We start from the raw sequence: 18,316 nt of genomic DNA, 5'->3' as shown, positions 1-18,316 counted from the left end.
GATGAGCTGGTTGGGTTCGCTGTTTAAAGGCAAGGACGGGCCGAATACGACGAATGCGACGAATACGAAGAGCGCAAGTTCGAGTGCGCCAAGCGGCCCGGCGCCGGATTTCTTCGACGCGCAGGGCGTGCCGAATATGGTGCATCAGCGTCTCGCGGATTCGAAGAGCGGCACGCTGCCGTGGGTCTCCACGCTCACCGCGCCGGAGATGGCTCTGGCGCGCAGCCACGGGCTGAGGATGATCGCGCCTATCGCGGCCACCTGCTGGATGCACTATGGTTTTTCGTGGACCGAAGGGCACGCACAGGGTTGGCGCACGGCCTTGAAGCGGCTCGAAGCGGAAGCGGTTGCCCTGGGCGCGAATGCTGTGATCGACGTCAGGATGGTGACCGTGGACCTGTACCTCGAAAACAGCATGGACTACTCGCTAGTCGGCACGGCAGTGCGCATCGAAGGCCTGCCGCCGAGTCCGGCGCCGATCATCTCGACCGTGCCGGCACTGGAATTCATCCAGTTGCTGGAGGCCGGAATCGTCCCCGTGGGACTGGCGGTTGGCGCGCGTTTCGAGTGGAGCAATGGCGCACTCGATTACAGCGTGGTCGGTTGGCGCGGCAATCAGCCTTTGCTGCAGAGCACGGCGTTCTGGGAGCGGATCCGCCGTAACGCACATGCGGACCTGCGTGCGGACGCGGCCCGCCAGGGTTCGGGCGTGCTCGCACAGTTGCAGTTTAGCCAGCTGATTCGCAGGGACGATGACGAGGACACTTCGCCGCTGCTCGGGCGGCACATTGTGATGGGCACGGTGGTCGATTGCCCGCGCGGCGTCGCCGTGCCTCACAACGTCGAGTTCGTGCTGGATCTCAGCGACAAGCCCGACAACCTGCGCTCCACCTCCGAACATCACAACGCATACAGCGACGGTATCTGAACCTTCTTCCAACCAGAGACAAACATGGCTGAAACCACGATGCAAGACGTCACCGCCCAGCTTCCCGCGAATGCCAAGGCGCGTCTTCAGGGGCTGCGCAGCGCGGCTCACCCGACCTCGGTGTTTACCTCCGACCTGTCCGTCAACGAGTTTCTGCTGGTCCGCAAGGCCGGTTTCGAACCGATCGGCCTGTGCGTGGGCAGCAGCATCTACCACGTCGGCATCCAGTACGGCTCCTGGAACAAGAACCAGGAACTCGAGGTGCTGTCGCAGGCGATGTATCACGCCCGCGAACTGGCCATGTCGCGCATGCGCGAGGAAGCGCGCGGCATGGGCGCGGACGGTATTGTGGGCGTGCGCCTCGAGATCAAGCATGTCGAGTGGGATGCCGACATACTCGAGTTCGTTGCCATTGGCACGGGCGTGGTCCACAACCACGACACCAAGGGTTTCAGGGCGCATGACGGCGGTCCGTTTACCTCGGACCTCTCGGGCCAGGATTTCTACACGCTGCTGAATTCAGGTTACCGGCCTATCGAACTCGTAATGGGCAGTTGCGTGTACCACGTCGCGCATCGCGGCATGTTGAAGGCCTTCAACCAGGCGGGCCGCAACGTCGAACTGGAGCAGTTCACCCAGGCGATCTACAGCGCGCGTGAACTGGCCATCGAGCGCATGCAGGTCGAAGCGCAGACCGCCAAAGCCGAAGGCGTGATCGGCACGATCATTCATGAAAAATCGTACCGTTGGGAAAGCCACGTGATCGAGTTCTTCGCGATCGGCACGGCGGTCGCGCCGCTGAATGTCGAGATCGAGGCGAAGGATATTCCGGCGCCGACGCTGGTGCTGTCAGTGAACGATTGATAGCGCCGGCCGTGTCTGTGGAGTGGGCCGCCGCGGCCGCCTGAGGTTGAACCTGAGCTTGAACCTGAGGCATTGGCGGCGGCGCGGCTACGCAAGCGCTCCTACGAGCCGAAGAACGGCGTGCAGAAATCGGGCGGTCCCACGCAATCGCCCGGGCCGTTAGCGGTCCCTTGCAGCGACGCGCATCCAAACAGTGTTACACCCGCGGCGACGCACACGGCGAGCCGCACTGATCGCAAGATAAATGTCCGCATTTTCATGGTTCCCGGCAGTTCTATAGAGGCGTGAAAGCGAATCAGCGCGCGCCCTGATAGCGGTATCACGCGTGACCGCAAGAAGGGTTGATGCCGCGGCTGAAGTTGAGCGTCAGACTGCGTCAGTGGTGCGCGTACACGGTGCTGTTCAGATACGCGAGCTGGCCGTCCTGTTCGGCGTGCACCAGTTCCTGATACACCTGGGCGCGCGTCTTGCCGGCGAGCGGCTGGCCATACGGGGGCGCCCATTGGCCTTGCTGAGGGGCCTGGGCGGTCGTTGCGGCATCGCTCGGGGCCGGGTTGGACTGGGCAAACGCCGCGCTGGTGAGCACGCTGGTAACCAGTAATCCGGCGAGGGCGGCGAGTGTCATGCGCTTCATCAATTCATCTCCATGCGTGGACGGTCTGGGGCAACCGGGTCAAGTGAATGGGTTGTCCGTTGAGAGGCAGAATAAGGCGCGGGCCCTATCGCAACCGGAGCAGGAAAATGAAGAGATTTTTAAACCGGCTCGGTGGGTGATCCGGCGAGTGAACATGACCTCATGCAATCAAAACGACTGCGTTAGCTACACCAGCCTGGCTGGGTCTCTCTGACGGTGAACGGTTCCAGTTAAGCGCAATCAGCGAAATGGGGAGTTGCGCCGGCATTCCGGGCGACGATAGGCCGAAGCTTGGCCGGTCGCGGCAAGACAGGTAAAGCAACTGGCGGCCCGGTGGAAGTTGTCGGCAGAGTCTCTTGAGTTGTCGTACAACATAAGACAAGACACCCCTTCAAGCTATGTGATGTAGGGCTTCGAGTGGCTATTTAACTGAAGTCATCGGGTAAACACCCGTAATCTATTGCTTGATCCAGACCGGTTGACGGACATACGATGTCTTCGTTTCTGAGACAGACATCGGCGCGTGCCGTACGTATAAAACAACAGACGGACTGGAGAGAGACACCATCATGGGAATCAAGGTCAGAGGGTTGCGCTGGTGGATGATCGCGTTGCTGTCGTTGGGCACGGTCATGAACTACCTGGCGCGCAGCTCGTTGAGCGTCGCCGCGCCGACGGTCATGCAGAGTCTGCACATCTCCACCAGTCAGTACGGCTGGATTACCGGGGCGTTCCTTGTCATGTATCCGTTGGGCGGTCCGCTCACCGGCTATCTGATGGACCGGATCGGCCTGCGCTTCGGCTTTCTGCTGTGCGGCCTCGCCTGGTCGTGCATCTGCATGGCGCATGGTCTCGCCAGCGGCTGGGTAGGGCTCTTCATATTGCGCGGGATGCTCGGCCTGGTCGAGGCCTCGTTCATTCCGGCCGGCATGCGGCTCGCCGCATTCTGGTTTCCGTTGCGCGAGCGGGGCATTGCCGCGGGCATTTTCAACATCGGCACTTCGGTTGGCGCCATCGCCGCGCCGCCGTTGATCGCATGGGCCATTCTTCAGTACAACTGGCAAACAGCCTTTGTGATTGCCGGGGGGATCGGTTTTGTCTGGGCGGTGCTGTGGATCGCGTTCTATCGTCATCCGAGCGCACATCCTGCGTTGAGCGAGAAGGAGGCCGCTCATATTGTCGACGGCAAGCAGCAGGGTCTCGCTGAAGACGGTTCAAAACCGAATCTGCGCGAGATCTTCGGCAACCGCAACTTCTGGGGCATTGCGCTGCCGCGCTTCTTTGCCGATCCGGTGTGGGGCACGCTGGTGTTCTGGATGCCGCTCTATCTGCATCAGGCGCGCGGTTTCGACCTGAAGGCGATTGCGATGACCGCGTGGCTGCCGTTTGTTGCTGCCGATATCGGTTGTCTGATGGGCGGTTCGATCTCGTACTTCCTGAACAGGCACTTCAACCTGCCGCTGGTGAATGGAAAGCGGGTGGTTTTCACTTTGGGCGCGCTGCTGATGACGGCGATGGCCGGGGTCGGCTATGTGAAGGATCCGGCCATGGCGATCTTCCTGCTGTGCCTCGGTGGCTTTGCGCACCAGACGCTTTCGGTGACGGTGATCTCGATGTCAGCCGACCTGTTCCCGCGCCATGAGGTCGCGACTGTGACAGGCTTCGCGGCACTTACCGCAGGGATCGGCAACCTCGGCTTTACGCTGGTCATGGGCGCGCTGGTGATGACCATCGGCTACACGCCGTTCTTCGTGGCGCTGGGCTTTGGCGACCTGATTGGCGCCGCGCTGATCTGGAGTCTGGTGCGGCCGGCGCTGGTGGAGCGGCGCCGGCTTGCGGTTGCCTGACGGGTTGCCTGATGCGTTGCCTGATGGGTTACCTGATGCTGGCGCTACTGCGCGCCCGTGTCCTTGTTCTCCACGGCGGCTTCCCAATAAACGTCTAACCCCATCAAGGTAGTCAGGGTTCCCGCGGCTTCCTTCATGCGAACGCCGACTTCCGCGATCGACGGCACCTTGGTGTTGTCGATCCGGTCGATATAGGGGGTCGTCAGCGCGGCGATTGCGTGGCCGTAGCGGCCAAACACCGGGTAGGCCAGATTGCGCACACCTTTCACCTGCCGGCTCGGCATGCGCGCGAAGCCGCGCTGCTGGATCAATCCAAGGTCGTTTGCCAGTACTTCGCGATCAACCTCCAGCTCGCCCTCCACCGGCTCGTGCAGTGCAAGCATGCGCTCGCGTTCCGGAGCCTGTTGAAATGCCATCAATACCTGGCCGGAAGCGGTATCGGTCATACCGATCAACGTCCCGACCTTCAGTGAAAACCCCCAGCGCTCGGGGCTCTCGACGCCTGCGACGATCAGCACACGCCCAGCCTGATACACGCTGAGGTGGAAGGACTGGCGCACGTCATTGGCGAGTTGCGTCATCAGCGGTAGCGCGGTTGAAACGAGCGAGCGCACGGGCTGATGCCGGTGCGCAAGCTGGAACAGCAGCAGCGAGAGTGCATAGCGCTCGTCGGTGGCGATCAGATAGCCGCGGTTCTGCAGCGTAACGACCATCCGGAAAATCTCTGCCGTCGTGCGCCCGAGCGCACGTGAGAGCTCGATCAGCGAAAGCCCTTCCGGGTGATTGGCCAGCAGTTCGATGATGTCGAGGCCCTTCTCGAGCGCGGGCGCTGAATAGCGTGCGGTGTCCAACATCTCTCCTCAATGGTATGCACAGGATGCGCCAACGGGCGTTATCCGGCCCACCGATTTTAGTGCGGTTTGGGCATGCCGATCCCGTGTGCTTGCCACGCTCGGGAAAGTACCTAGCAACTTTTATTCGTAAAATCTAATTTCATGAATAAAATTAAGTCCAGCAATCATACAGTCAATCCGGAGACTGGCAATGGCCGAAGTGGCGTTCGAGCAGGTGCAGAAATCGTTTGGGGCGGTGCAGGTACTCAAGCACGTCGATCTGACTGTTCGCGATGGCGAGTTTCTCGTGCTGGTTGGCCCGAGTGGCTGCGGCAAGTCCACGCTGCTGCGGGCTCTCGCCGGGCTGGAAGCGGTGACGCACGGACGTATCCTGATCGGCGGGCGTGCGGTCAACAGCCTGCCGCCGAAAGATCGCGACATTGCGATGGTTTTCCAGAACTACGCGCTTTATCCGCATATGAGCGTGCTGGAGAACCTCACCTTTGCGCTGAAGTTGCGCGAACTCAAACCAGCCGAGATCGACAGGCGTGCCCGTGAGGCGGCGGCGATTCTCGGCCTGGATGATCTGCTTGATCGCTATCCACGGCATCTGTCCGGCGGCCAGCGCCAGCGCGTCGCGATGGGGCGCGCAATTGTGCGCCACCCCAAGGTGTTTCTGTTCGACGAGCCGCTATCCAATCTCGACGCAAAGCTGCGTGTGCAAATGCGCGCGGAAATTCGCGGGCTACACCAGCGTCTGAAGGCGACCACTGTCTATGTCACGCACGACCAGATCGAGGCGATGACGATGGCTGACCGCATTGTCGTGCTCAATGGCGGTGTCATTGAGCAGATTGGCGCACCGCTTGATCTCTACGACGATCCCGACAATCTGTTCGTAGCCGGTTTTATCGGGTCACCAGCAATGAATTTTTTTGGCGGCTACTACGAACGAACATCGAATGGTGCGCGGGTGCGCATTGGCGATGTGACGATAGCCGCCCCGATTGTCCACGCGCCGCAAAGCTCCCGCGTGACGGTCGGGTTGCGTCCCGAGCATCTCGAACCAGAGGGGGAGGGTGGCATTCCATTCACGGTCAACGTCGTCGAGCCTACGGGCGCGTCGACCGAACTGTTTGGCACCGTTGCCGGCGAACGGTGCTGTGTGATCTGCAATGGCCGGACCACGCTGCAAGCGGGTGCGGTGACGTCGCTGCGCGTCGCACCCGAGAAGATTTTTCTGTTCGATCCAGATAGCGGGCGTCGGCTTCGGTAGGGGCTGCCTGCCCGTACGAAAACTAGCGGCGCCTTCCATGCAACCCGGCGTCCAAACCTAGGAGACAGGCATGCATAGTTCCAGCAGGGCGAGCAGAGGCGGGCGTGGGGCGGGATTGCGCCTCGCGCTATCGGTGTTTGCGTTTGTGTTTGCGGGCGTGGTTGCTTCAGGCATCGCACACGCGGACGGTGAGTATCAAGGCTACACGTTACGCGTGAAGCTGATCGGCGGTGTGCAATACGAGGCTCTCTATACGCGCATTCCCTTGTGGGAAAAGCAGACTGGCGCGAAGGTCGAGATTATCTCGCGCAAGAGTCATTTCGAACTCGATCGTGAGCTGAAGCAGGACATCGCGGCGAATCATATCGACTACTGCGTCTCGTCGAATCACACGAATTTTTCCGCGCAATATCCGATCTTTCGTGACCTGAAGGGCCTGTTTCCCGCCGACTATCTTGCGAAGTTCGCGCCGAACCTCATGAAGCAGTCGGAAATCAAGGGGCATCTTGTGCAGATTCCCCGCTCGGTTGATGTCGAGGCGCTTTACTACAACAAGGCAGCATTCGACGATCCTGCAAACCAGGCCGCCTATCAGAAACAGTTTGGCAAGCCGCTCGCGCCGCCGAAGGACTTCGCGGAATTCACGCAGCAGGCCGTTTTCTTCACCAGGACCCCCGATTTCTTCGGCACGCAGTTTCCCGGCAAGGACGAGGCGCTGACCGGCACTTTCTATTCCCTGCTGGTCGCCAATGGGGGGCAGTTGCTTGACGCGAAGATGCAGCCTGCGTTCAATTCGGCCATAGGCATAAAGACACTCGACTGGTTTGTGCATCTCTACAAGGTGGGGGCGGTGCCGAAGGGTGCACCGAACTACGTGTGGGATGACCTCGGCAACAACTTTGCCGCGGGCAAGGTTGCGCTCGACATGGACTGGCCGGGTTTCGCATCCTTCTACAACGATCCCAAGACGTCGAAAATCGCGGGCAAGGTCGGCGTCGTGCGTGCACCGCTGGGCGCAGGCGATCGCAGGCCAGGATGGTCCGGCTCGCATAGCTTCTCGATTACCAGGACGTGCGACCGTCCGGAGGTGGCGGCGAGTTTCATTGAGTTCCTGACGAGCCACGATTCGCAGATGGTTGAAGCACGCCTTGGATCGATTCCTTCGCGCATCGACGCACAGCGCGACGTACAGAAGGAGTTCGAAGCAAAGCACGACGTTTTCATGGCAAGCGCGATTGATGTGTTTAGTGCGGCGGCGAAAAACGATGCATTTACGCCGCCGCGTATCGCGCAGTGGAACGAGATCTCGAATGCGCTTTGGCCGGAACTTCAAAAGGCGATCATCGGCGACAAGACCTCCAGGCAGGCGCTCGACGATGCGGCGAAGCGAGTGTCGGACATCATGCAGGATACGGCCGATAGCGAATGATGAACAACGCCGAACAGCGAGGTCGTGAAAAGATACGACCAGGCACGCAGTACGCCAGCCCGGTAGCGGGGATCGTTGAAGTGGCACGCGCGCGTCTTGCGCTGCCGTTCAAGATGCTGTTGCCGGCGTTCCTTTCGGTGGCGATTGTCGTTGTGTTGCCGCTGCTTTTCTCGCTATACACGAGCTTCACGGCCTATAACCTGACGGATCCCGATACGCTCGGGCACGTCATCGGCTGGCGCAACTATCTGCGCGCGTTCGCAAACGGGGACTTCTGGGCCGCGTTTGCACGCACGGTGTTGTTTCTGACCATTGCGCTGAATCTCGAAATGCTGTTCGGCCTTGGCATCGCGCTGCTGCTCAATGCGGTGACCACCGGACAACGCCTGCTGCGCACCATCATGATGTTTCCGATGATGTTCTCGCCGGTGCTCGTGGGCTTTCAGTTCAAGTTCATGCTGAACGACAGTACAGGTGTGGTCAACAGTTTGCTGCATTCGCTGTTCGGTGTGAAGGGCAGCATTCCCTTTCTCGTCGACGCTCATTCGGCGTTAGCGTCGCTGATCGTGGCTGAAGTATGGAATTCGACGCCGGTGTTCACGGTCATCCTGCTCGCCGGGCTCATGGCGTTGCCGAAGGATCCGATTGAAGCATCGAAGGTGGATGGTTGCACGCCCTGGCAGACGTTCCGCTACGTGACACTGCCGTATCTGATGCCGTTCATCTACATCGCGATGACCATCCGTTCGCTCGACGTAGGCCGCGCCTACGACATTGTGCGGATCATGACCAACGGCGGCCCCGGTGGACGCACAGAACTGTTGTGGACGATGGTCGGCCGCATTGCCTACGACGATTCGCGCATGGGCTATGCGAACGCGATCGCGTATGTCTCGGTGATCGTGTCGATAGTCTTCACGGTGTATTTCTTTCGCAAGCTGAACGCCGCACGCCGGCATATGGGCTGAGAACATGAGCAACTTTCTTCTCCGTCGCGACGGCGATGCCAGTGGCTGGGCCACGCTGCGATCCTGCGCGAAGCGATGCGGATTGTGGGCCGGCGTGTTCGCGGTGATGGCAATTGTCTGCCTGCCGGGCCTCTGGGTGGTGCTCAACGCGTTTCGCTCGAATGTCGCGATTCTCTCTAACCAGTCACCGTTCGTAGCAAGCAGCTACACGCTTGATAACTTCCTCAGCATGCTCGGTTTCGGCCAGATGGCGTCGCTGCCGATTCGCCAGTACTTCCTGAACTCGGTCATCATCTCGTGTGTGAGCACCGCGGCTGCGCTTGTGGTCGGTGTTATGGGAGGTTACGCGTTCGCGCGTTTCGAGTTTCGCCACAAAAATCTCCTGTTCGTGCTGCTGATGCTGACGCGGGCGATTCCCGGCATTGCGCTCTCGTTGCCCATCTTCATGTTGTGGGCCTGGACCGGGCTGCTCGACACACGCATTGGCGTGATCATCGTTTATCTGGCGATGAATGTGCCGTTTACCGTCTGGCTGATCGACGGCTTCTTTCGCGAGGTGCCTGTCGAACTGTCACAGGCCGCGCTGATAGACGGTTGCAACCGCTGGCAGGCATTCTGGAAGATCGAGTTGCCGCTGGCACGCTCCGGTATCGCGTCCGCGGGCATCTTCGCATTCCTGACGAGCTGGAACGAATTCGCTCTCGCGACGCAACTGTGCCGCAGCCCGGATACGAAGACCCTGCCGGTCGGCCTGATGGACTTCACCGCACAGTTTACGGTTGACTGGGCCGGCATGTGTGCGATGGCGGTTGTGATCATCGTGCCCGCCATCATCCTGACCTTCATCGTGCAAAAGCATCTCATCGCCGGCCTGACGCTCGGCGGCGTGAAGGGCTAGGGCTGGACATCACTTCAAAAAGGATATGACCGATGACAAGGATCGACGCCGTCGAGATTCGTCAGATCGACCTTAAGCCAAAGGTGCGCCGCACCGACGCAATCCAGTCATTCGTGGTGCAGGAGACCGTACTTGTGACGATCCGCTGCAGCGATGGCAGCGTTGGGACGGGCTACACCTACACGATTGGTACAGGCGGCTCCTCGATTGTGGCGTTGCTGCGCGATCATCTTGCGCCGCGGCTCATGGGTCGCGACCCTGCGGCGTTTGAAGCAATCTGGCGCGACCTGTTCTTTCATACGCATGCGACCGCGGTTGGTGCGATCACGAGCCTCGCGCTTGCTGCGATCGACACGGCGCTGTGGGATCGTAATACCCAGGTAGCCGCGCTTCCGCTGTGGGTCGCCGCGGGTGGGGCGAAGCAGCGCATCCGCACATACACGACAGAAGGAGGCTGGCTGCATCTGTCCGAGCAGGAACTGGTCGAGCAGACGCTGCAGGCGAGGGATAGCGGTTTTTCTGGCGCGAAGCTGAAAGTAGGGCGCCCACATTTGTCGGAGGACGTACGCCGTCTCGACGCTGTGCGCCGGGAGGTGGGTGATGGTTTCGAGTTGATGGTCGACGCGAACCAGGGATTTACGTTGGCTGAGGCGTTGCGCCGCGCTGCCGCGTTGGAGCCGTTCCGGCTTGCGTGGCTGGAAGAACCCATGCCCGCGGAAAACGTTGATGCGCACCGGCGCCTTTGTACATCGACAACGGTGCCAATCGCGGTGGGTGAATCGCTGTATCACCCTGGCCAGTTCGCCGAATATATGAAGGCCGATGCGTGTGCGATCGTGCAGGCCGACGTCGCGCGTGTCGGTGGCATTACGCCGTGGCTGAAGATCGCGCATATGGCGGAAGCGTACAACATGGCCGTCTGCCCGCATTTCCTGATGGAGTTGCATGTCAGCCTGTGTGCGGCGGTGCCGAATGCGACATGGGTCGAATACATTCCGCAACTCGACACGCTGACGGGTGAGCGTGTTCGTATAGAGGACGGCTATGCGGTTGCGCCGGTGACGCCAGGCATTGGAATTGTGTGGGACTGGGATGCGATATCGGCGCAGCAGCATCTGCAATTGTCGATTGATGGCACGGTTGCTGCGTGAAGGTGGGGAATTGATGATGCGACATTGCCTGACGCTCGACCTTCAGGATGATCCTGCGGCCATTGCTGCCTATGATCGCTATCACCAGCGGGTCTGGCCGGAGGTGCTTGTGCATTTACGGGCTAGCGGGATTCAGGATATGACTATCTGGCGTCGCGGTAGTCGGTTGATGATGCTGCTTGAAACTGAGGACGATTTCGACTTTGCGCGGCTTGCGACGACGGGTGATACGCCTGCACGTGTCGTTGAATGGAATCAGTTGATGGCGCGGTTTCAGAAAGCGCTGGCCGATGCGGATACGGCGGGGTTGTGGCAGCCGATGGTGGAGGTTTTTAGTTTGAGGGCACAGGTGGATTGCAACTGACTCCAGTACTCTGCAGTAGCTGAGCGTCAGAAGCTCGGCGCGTGGCGCTTGCACATCGCGGTCTGCCACCGGCAAAAAGCTATCAGGTGCTGTGCCCGATCTGGCAAGGCATCATCGGGTTCGACAATGGCAATGTCCATGTGCGCAACCCGCTCAAGGAAAATGGCTCGCGGCACAAGCTCGTGGACCATTTCGCCAGGTAAATCACAAAAAACAATACTCACGGCCGTGGTTTGACATGGAAAGAAAACTCACTAGCGAGCGATGTGGATTCGCCATGACAATGCTTAACAAATTATTTGGAGCGATGCGCTATATTTCAGCATTGCTGTGTTAGATATTCAATCTGGCCATTCGCCAGAGAGCGCGAAATAGCGGTTTGAGGCGTGGAGACAAGCTCCAATACTACGTGCGAATAAATTCATTCGAGCCCAGATATATTCTAAATAATGATGGAAATTACTTAAATTCCATCATCAGTTCAATGCGGTGCGGGGAACACATGAGAAGAGTGGCAGTAGCTACGGCGCTTTTAACATTGACGGGCTGTGCGACGATCACCGGAGGGACCAGTCAAAAAGTAGCGATTGAAACCCGTAAAGATACCGCTGCTGTACCGGGGGCATCATGCCGCCTCTCCAACGGAAAGGGGACTTGGTATCTGACAACACCGGGGACAATCGAAATACACCGGGCGTACGCTGCGCTGGAAATTCAGTGTCACAAGGATGGGGAGGAGAATGGTTCAGCGACTATACCGTCCAAAACCAAAGGGATGGCGTTTGGAAACGCGGTGTTCGGTGGAGTGATTGGCGCCGGCATCGATATGGCGAACGGTGCCGCATATGAATACCCTGATGAAATTACGGTATATATAGGCCCACCTCCCTTCAAACCCGAACCGGGGGGGCTTCAAGGTACACCGACGGCACCTGCATCATCTTCTATTTCTCTCCCACCGACCGCCGCCGTTCCGAATGCCGACGAAGTCTATCGTCGCAGTACGTCCGCAGGTGTTCCGGTCGTCATCGCATCGCACGCTGAGTGGGACAGTCTATGTCGTCCGGACCTGCTACCTTCGATCACCATTGCAGAACCCCCAGGACACGGACGGATTGACGTCAGGGAGAAGGATTACGTCATTGGCAAGTCGAGCCGCTGCCAGGGGCAAACGGCACACGGCGAAACGGTCGTCTACATCCCTGAAAGCGACTTCCACGGGGTGGATCATGTTTCTTATCAGGTGACTTATCACAAGCATGTCAACGCTGTTCACCATGCCGAGATTTCCGTTCAATAGCAACGGCAGTAAAACTCACGGGTTCCGGGCTGATTGTATGTCTGCACGTCCGTTTTGCGCTCCATTCACTTACCACTGGTAAAGCACGCCCGCGCCGTAAGTCGTGCCCGCAGCACTGACCCCCGCGCCTGCGCGCACCTTCAGGTTGTCCGTAATGCGCGCCGTCATGCCGATCGCCGATGCTCCGTAGCCTTGATAGCTGGCCGTACTGATACCGACCGCGATAGTCTTGCCTGCGTCAACGTCCGGGATCATCGTCAGCGCCGTCGCGGCCGCCACGCCCGAGTACGCGTTGCGCGCCACCTGGTTCACGCTGTTCTGCAGGCCCCACAACTGGTTCATGTTCACCGCGTCGGCGCCGTTCACCCCCGGCGCGAGGTTGGTGATGCGACGCTCGTTGCCGGCCGACCCGACTGAGACTGTGTTCGCCTGATTCGCAACCGAACCCACGCCCAGCGCAACCGAATTCGCCCCTGTCGCCGACGCGCCCTGGCCAACCGCCGTTGTTCCCGAACTGGAGGCAACGCTGCCTTGACCCAACGCCGTCGTGTTGTTACTCGTGGCTTGCGCGCCTTGGCCCGTGGCCGTCGCGTTCGCGCCGGATGCATTGGAACGCACGCCCGTTGCTGTCGAATCCAGGCCCGTCGCGTTGCCTGTATTCGATTGGCTCCCAGCGGACGACGACCCTTGGCCGGCGGTCACCGTGCTAGCCAGTGTGCTGAATGCCTGTTCCGGCGCGTAGAGCTGGCTGCCGTTCACGGCATCCGTGGAAGTGGATGTGATGTCACCCGCTGCGACATTCTGGATCTGACGCTCCGCGCCAGCCGTGCCAACGCTCACCACCCCTGCAGCCGTCGAAGCGGGACCGGCGTAGATCGTCGTCACGCCATTGAGTGTAACCTGCTGCGCCGATACATCAATGCGGGCCGCGCCCGTTACCGAAAGAGCACCGAGTGCAACAGAATTTGTGTTGGCTGCTTTTGCCTGCTCGCCGAGCGCCATGGAAGAGCTTGCCGTCGCACTTGCCTCGGTACCGATAGCAATCGCGCTTGTGTCGAGTGCAGAGGACAGCGCGCCGATTGCAACGCTAGTCGCTGCTGCGGCATGCGCAGCGGAGCCGAGTGCTATGGCACTGGCACCCGCTGCCTGCGTTGCAATACCAAGAGCTAAGGCGCCGAAACCCGAACTGATCGCCCCGTTTCCGCCTGCGAAACTATAGTCGCCAGAAGCCACCGCAGCAGGACCCAATGCGGCGCTGAAGACTCCCGTCGCCTTGGCGTTCGTGCCAATAGCGATAGTGTTGCTGCTCGTGGCCGACGCGGTATAACCGATCGCCACGGAACCAGTCGGATCAGGCAAGGCGATCGTATCGTTGGCGTTCGCCCCCGTACCAATGGCAATGTTGTTGGGACCAGTTCCACCAGCCACCGCGCTCGTTCCAGCCGGGCCACCGGTATTCGCTGCCGCGTTCCCCGAACAGTTCGATGCCAGGCTCGCGTTGCCCGAAGCGTTGTCACCGACCGCAATATTGCATGCTGACGCTTCCTTCGTGCAGCTTGCAGCGAGTGCGATCACAGCAACCGCGATTGCATTCGTGACGGCGTGATTTCCGCGGCCTCTCGCCTTCGGATTTTCGGTAACGCTGCAGCCCGGAGCTCCTTTCAATGTGAAATACAGAATTTTTATCATGATTTGTATTCCTTAATTTAATGAAAAGACTAACTGTGCGATGGTGTAATTGATAAAATTAGTAATCGAAACAGAAAACAAAGATTGGGCATGACCAGTCCGAAAATCTGTGTAAGCCATCATGATTCCTCCGACGAACGGCGTCGCGACATCGATGAAGCGGCTAGCGAAATTCAATTAGATCGGATCGCTTCCCGTAAGCAACGGTACGAGCCTGATTACCCAGCGATGCACGCTTTCGTTTTGCCAACACGCGCCGGCGGCGGCAAACAGGCGCAGCACAAAACACCGAGCTGGGGGTCGTACTTGTGCGCGACGAATTTGCCTTTACAGCGGCAGCATTGCGTCAGTTGCAGAATGCCCGCATCGAAGAACCGAACCAGCGTCCATGCTCGCGTCATGTCCAGCGCCGGACTCACGCCGTCCAGCCCGCAGTAGTCGAGATAGAGCCTATATCCTTTAGTGAGCGCGTCGAGATGCGAGCAACCCATCTCTGTTTTCAGGTGGAGATAAGTGTTGTAAAACAGCGAGGCGTGGATGTTCGCTCGCCATGTCATATAACGGTCGGGCGAGTACGGCAGCATGCCCTTCGGCGGCGACATGCCTTTCACCTCGTGATAAAGCCGAACCAGACGCACACGTGGCAAGGACAGCTCAGACTCCAGCACTTGCAGGCGAGCACCGAGTTCGATCAGAGCGATGGCGCTGAATATTTCTTGCGCGTCCTTTATCAAGCTTCGCTTCTCCATCATGGCCAACTCCCTCTCAAGCGACCTCGCGGGTGGGTTGAACGCAGCCAGAATCCATCGTTACGCGAGGCGGGTTAAGTTGTGAAGTTCGATACGCTGACCAATCTGTTCGCTCCCGTGGGGGCGCCTCGGAATTGCAACCGGGGTTTCGTATTTGTGCAGTTAAAAATATAGATTGGTTGCTAGTGAGCGTACTTCACGACATTGGAAAGTAAATGAGACAAACGGCTATGAAGGTCTTAGGACCCAGTAGGGGAAGTCGAGCTCGATGATCCTTTGATGTTTGAGAGTGCCGTGTTTCCGGGAATTTGCCGTGCCTGGTCGCGACTTAGATCCTCGATGTAACAAGATTTGACGTTTTATGACGTTATAAGGGACTAAGCTAAAACGCGATTTCCTCGTGAATTGTGGGAATTCATATAGGCGAGTACCGGCATGAAACCAAAGAGCCTTTACGTCACACTCAGTGCGTCGATGATCGGACTCGTTGCGCTGGTCTACTGTGTGCTGATGTGGCACGAGCAATCACGCAGCAACGCCATGCTGCTCCAGCAGGCTGCTACACAGGCGCAGTACGTCGGCCGTGAAGCTGCAGCAGCGCTGGAGTCTGAACTCCGCCCTGCGCGTACCGAAGTGGCCTTGCTTGCGTCCAGCGTGCCGAGCCATGCATCGACGGAGTCCGAGCGTCTTCGCATGCTTGCCGAACTGGCGGAAACGTTGCGCAGCAACGCGTCAGTGTCCGCGATCTACTTCGGCACTACGTCCGGCTCGTTTATGTTGCTGCGCCGACTGCGCAGTGCGCTCGCTCGCCAACGCACAGGCGCACCGCTCGCGGCGGCCTTCGCCTTACAGAGTGTCGATCGGGACGGCGGCTCAGTGGTGGGCGGTTTCCGCTATTTCGACGACGAGATGCGGGAAATCGAGCGACGCGACATGCCTGATTACGACTTCGATCCGCGCTCGCGCATCTGGTTCGAACTCGCCAGGCAGGCCGGCGACGGCGCCCGCGTGCAATCGCAGCCGTATCTGTTCTTTACCACCGGGGAACCCGGGGTCACATTGGCGCAGGCGAGCTCGAATGTCGTCGTGGGGGCGGACGTGAGTCTGGAGACGCTCAGCGAGTTGTTGGCGCGAACCAATATCAGTGCCTCGGCGGAACTGCTGATCGCGACGAGCAGTGGCGAACTGCTAGCGCAATCGGAGGGAAAATATGTCGCGGCTTCAAGCCGATTTCGTGTCGTGCCGACCGTCGACGCAGTGGCATCGCCGGTGATGAAGGCACTTTGGCATCGGCGTGACAGACAGGGACTGCTTGAACCGATACAGCAGATCGCGGGCCGCGAGTGGGTAGCGCACTCGCTGACATTGGACAGTGAGGCACACGAAGGCGGTGCACCGCTGACCCTGCTGGTGGCCGCGCCACGCGACGAGTTGCAGGCACTCGAGATTCAAAGCCGTCGCCACGGCTTCTATATCTCGCTCGGTCTCATGCTGCTGCTGTTGCCGCTGGTGCACTGGCTGGCCAATTGCATTGCTCAGCCGTTGCGCAACCTCGCACGGCAGGCAGAGGCGATCACGCATTTCGATTTCGATGGAGAGAACCCGCAACGCAGCCTGATTCGGGAAGTCGATCGACTCGCCGTGTCGATGACGACGATGAAGCACACATTGCATCGTTTCCTCGAGATCAGTGGCGCCCTGAACGCCGAGCACAATTTTGATGCGCTAATGGATAGGATTCTTCGCGAGACCATGCATATTTCGGCTGCTAGCGGCGGCGCCGTTCATCTGTTGTCGCGCGACGGCAACCATCTTGAGCCCGCGGCATTGCGCCTGCATGGCCGGGTCGCGGTTGCGGAAGGTCCCACATGGGACGTCAACGAACCGTACCCAGTCGCGGCTCCGGTGCGTGCTTTGCGTTCAGACTTTGTCGTAGAAATCGAATTGAATCGAGACGATGCGACTAACCACGCGATCTTCGGCGCAAGCCTTGGCAATCAGGGCGCGGCGCGCTCACGGCTATTGTCGATGCCGTTGAAGAACCGCCAGATGGAGGTCATCGGAACGCTGACACTCAGTTTCACGACGGCGAGCGATGCCGTGCCTGCGCCGCTCGCGTCTACACGAGTCGATCTGATTCGTGCACTGTCGGGTACGGCCGCGCTGGCCATCGACAATCATCTGCTGCTGCGCACGTCCAAAAGTCTTCTGGCGAGCTTCATTCAGCTCATGGCGGGCGCCATCGACGCAAAGAGTCCATACACGGGCGGACATTGTCAGCGTGTGCCGGATCTGGTCAAGATGCTCGCCCGCGCGGCCTGTGACACAACGGAGGGCTCATTCGCCGGGTTCGTGATGGATGCGGATCAGTGGGAAACGCTGCACATTGCCGCGTGGTTGCACGATTGCGGCAAGATCACTACGCCGGACTACGTTGTCGACAAGGCAACCAAGCTGGAGACCATCTACAACCGCATTCACGAGATTCGCACGCGCTTCGAGGTGCTCAAGCGGGACGCGCTGATCGAGCGCCTGGAGGCGAGACTGGGGGAGCACGGTACTGCCCGGGCCCATGCCGAAGCAGCTGATACCCAGAAGCGACTGGACGAGGATTTTGCGTTCATCGCAAGCTGCAATCACGGCACTGAATCCATGAGCCCAGAGCATCAGGCCCGCTTGCGGGAAATCGGACAAACTCGCTGGTGGCGCACCATGGACAACCGTCTCGGGCTCTCAGCGGAAGAAAGGCATCGGCTTGCCGGTGCTCCACTTGCGTTGCCGGCCCAGGAACTGCTGCTGGCAGACCGGCCCGAGCATATTGTGCCGCGTGCGCCAGGCGAGCGTCTGGTCGCGGGTAATCGATGGGGTTTCAACATTGCACAGCCGGAGCACCTGTACAACCGCGGCGAATTGTACAACCTCTCGGTTTCGCGGGGCACGCTGACCAGCGAAGAGCGATACAAGATCAACGAGCACATGGTGCAGACGATCAAGATGCTGGGTGAGCTACCGTTTCCGCGCCAGTTGCAAGGCGTTCCGGAAATAGCAGGGGGGCATCACGAGCAGATCAGCGGCAAAGGCTATCCCAAGGGACTGACGGGCGCACAGATGAGTCTGCAGGCGCGAATGATGGCTGTGGCCGATGTATTCGAGGCGCTGACGGCGGAAGACCGTCCGTACAAGCCGGGCAAGACACTGTCGGAAGCGCTCGACATCATGCGCCGCATGGCGGCGGAGCGGCACCTGGATGCCGAACTCTACGAGCTTTTTCTGCGTTCGGGCGTGTGTATGGAGTACGCCCGCCGTTACATGAAATCCGCGTCGATCGATATAGACGACGTATTGCGCTATTCAACCCGCGGCGAACCCGCCTGCTTCTGACGGCT

16 protein-coding genes are annotated in these 18,316 nt (G+C 59.5%); 12 read left to right on the top strand and 4 right to left on the bottom strand.

What is annotated here, in order from left to right; genetic code table 11:
* The first annotated feature begins 1 nt into the window (after nt 1).
* Nucleotides 2–928: a heavy metal-binding domain-containing protein gene (locus FFS45_RS31205; protein ID WP_171029803.1), complete on the top strand. Its 927-nt coding sequence runs from the start codon at nt 2–4 to the stop codon at nt 926–928.
* A 24-nt stretch (nt 929–952) separates the two neighbouring features.
* The gene (locus tag FFS45_RS31200) at nt 953–1,792 is read left to right on the top strand and encodes a heavy metal-binding domain-containing protein (protein WP_212745782.1); all 840 of its coding nucleotides are present in this window, start codon (nt 953–955) and stop codon (nt 1,790–1,792) included.
* Nucleotides 1,793–2,168: 376 nt separating this feature from the next.
* Here FFS45_RS31200 and FFS45_RS31195 read toward each other — a convergent pair whose 3' ends face one another.
* Nucleotides 2,169–2,426 (bottom strand): DUF4148 domain-containing protein, encoded by a 258-nt coding sequence (locus FFS45_RS31195; RefSeq protein WP_137958489.1) that lies wholly within the window; start codon nt 2,424–2,426, stop codon nt 2,169–2,171.
* A gap of 569 nt (nt 2,427–2,995) precedes the next feature.
* On the opposite strand from FFS45_RS31195, the gene FFS45_RS31190 reads away from it, so the two are divergent.
* The gene (locus FFS45_RS31190) at nt 2,996–4,273 is read left to right on the top strand and encodes an MFS transporter (protein WP_137958488.1); all 1,278 of its coding nucleotides are present in this window, start codon (nt 2,996–2,998) and stop codon (nt 4,271–4,273) included.
* A gap of 44 nt (nt 4,274–4,317) precedes the next feature.
* Here the strand turns inward: FFS45_RS31190 and FFS45_RS31185 are convergent, their stop codons facing one another.
* Nucleotides 4,318–5,127 (bottom strand): IclR family transcriptional regulator, encoded by an 810-nt coding sequence (locus FFS45_RS31185; protein ID WP_249363009.1) that lies wholly within the window; start codon nt 5,125–5,127, stop codon nt 4,318–4,320.
* Between the two features lie 190 nt (nt 5,128–5,317).
* Here FFS45_RS31185 and ugpC point away from each other — a divergent pair, with 190 nt between their 5' ends.
* The 8 genes from ugpC (at nt 5,318) to FFS45_RS42165 (ending at nt 12,492) form a co-directional block, all read left to right on the top strand.
* Nucleotides 5,318–6,382 (top strand): sn-glycerol-3-phosphate ABC transporter ATP-binding protein UgpC, encoded by a 1,065-nt coding sequence (gene ugpC / locus FFS45_RS31180; RefSeq protein WP_137958487.1) that lies wholly within the window; start codon nt 5,318–5,320, stop codon nt 6,380–6,382.
* Nucleotides 6,383–6,452: 70 nt separating this feature from the next.
* Nucleotides 6,453–7,811: a sugar ABC transporter substrate-binding protein gene (locus FFS45_RS31175; protein ID WP_137958486.1), complete on the top strand. Its 1,359-nt coding sequence runs from the start codon at nt 6,453–6,455 to the stop codon at nt 7,809–7,811.
* Nucleotides 7,811–8,779, top strand: a complete 969-nt coding sequence (locus FFS45_RS31170; protein ID WP_137958514.1) for a sugar ABC transporter permease — start codon at nt 7,811–7,813, stop codon at nt 8,777–8,779. Before FFS45_RS31175 ends, FFS45_RS31170 begins: the two co-directional genes overlap by 1 nt.
* Nucleotides 8,780–8,885: 106 nt before the next feature.
* A complete protein-coding gene (locus FFS45_RS31165; RefSeq protein ID WP_137958515.1) occupies nt 8,886–9,677 on the top strand; it encodes a carbohydrate ABC transporter permease in 792 nt (263 codons plus the stop codon).
* Between the two features lie 32 nt (nt 9,678–9,709).
* The gene (locus FFS45_RS31160) at nt 9,710–10,828 is read left to right on the top strand and encodes a mandelate racemase/muconate lactonizing enzyme family protein (protein WP_137958485.1); all 1,119 of its coding nucleotides are present in this window, start codon (nt 9,710–9,712) and stop codon (nt 10,826–10,828) included.
* A complete protein-coding gene (locus FFS45_RS31155; protein ID WP_249363007.1) occupies nt 10,809–11,192 on the top strand; it encodes an L-rhamnose mutarotase in 384 nt (127 codons plus the stop codon). Before FFS45_RS31160 ends, FFS45_RS31155 begins: the two co-directional genes overlap by 20 nt.
* A 41-nt stretch (nt 11,193–11,233) precedes the next feature.
* On the top strand, nt 11,234–11,395 hold the full coding sequence (locus FFS45_RS41925; protein WP_171029802.1) for a hypothetical protein: 162 nt from the start codon (nt 11,234–11,236) through the stop codon (nt 11,393–11,395).
* A 308-nt stretch (nt 11,396–11,703) separates the two neighbouring features.
* On the top strand, nt 11,704–12,492 hold the full coding sequence (locus FFS45_RS42165; RefSeq protein ID WP_212745781.1) for a hypothetical protein: 789 nt from the start codon (nt 11,704–11,706) through the stop codon (nt 12,490–12,492).
* Between the two features lie 69 nt (nt 12,493–12,561).
* On the opposite strand, the gene FFS45_RS31145 is transcribed toward FFS45_RS42165, so the two are convergent.
* Together FFS45_RS31145 and flhC are read right to left on the bottom strand one after the other, a co-directional pair.
* On the bottom strand, nt 12,562–14,181 hold the full coding sequence (locus tag FFS45_RS31145) for a YadA-like family protein (RefSeq protein ID WP_137958484.1): 1,620 nt from the start codon (nt 14,179–14,181) through the stop codon (nt 12,562–12,564).
* 218 nt (nt 14,182–14,399) lie between these two features.
* Nucleotides 14,400–14,930: a flagellar transcriptional regulator FlhC gene (gene flhC / locus FFS45_RS31140; RefSeq protein WP_137958512.1), complete on the bottom strand. Its 531-nt coding sequence runs from the start codon at nt 14,928–14,930 to the stop codon at nt 14,400–14,402.
* 435 nt (nt 14,931–15,365) lie between these two features.
* Here flhC and FFS45_RS42800 point away from each other — a divergent pair, with 435 nt between their 5' ends.
* The gene (locus tag FFS45_RS42800) at nt 15,366–18,311 is read left to right on the top strand and encodes an HD domain-containing phosphohydrolase (protein WP_137958483.1); all 2,946 of its coding nucleotides are present in this window, start codon (nt 15,366–15,368) and stop codon (nt 18,309–18,311) included.
* The last annotated feature ends 5 nt before the right edge of the window (nt 18,312–18,316 follow it).

Source organism: Burkholderia sp. 4M9327F10 (assembly GCF_005503145.1).
GTDB lineage: Bacteria > Pseudomonadota > Gammaproteobacteria > Burkholderiales > Burkholderiaceae > Paraburkholderia.
Note: the sequence above shows the minus strand (reverse complement) of the source record. Positions and strands in the feature narration are given on the sequence as shown.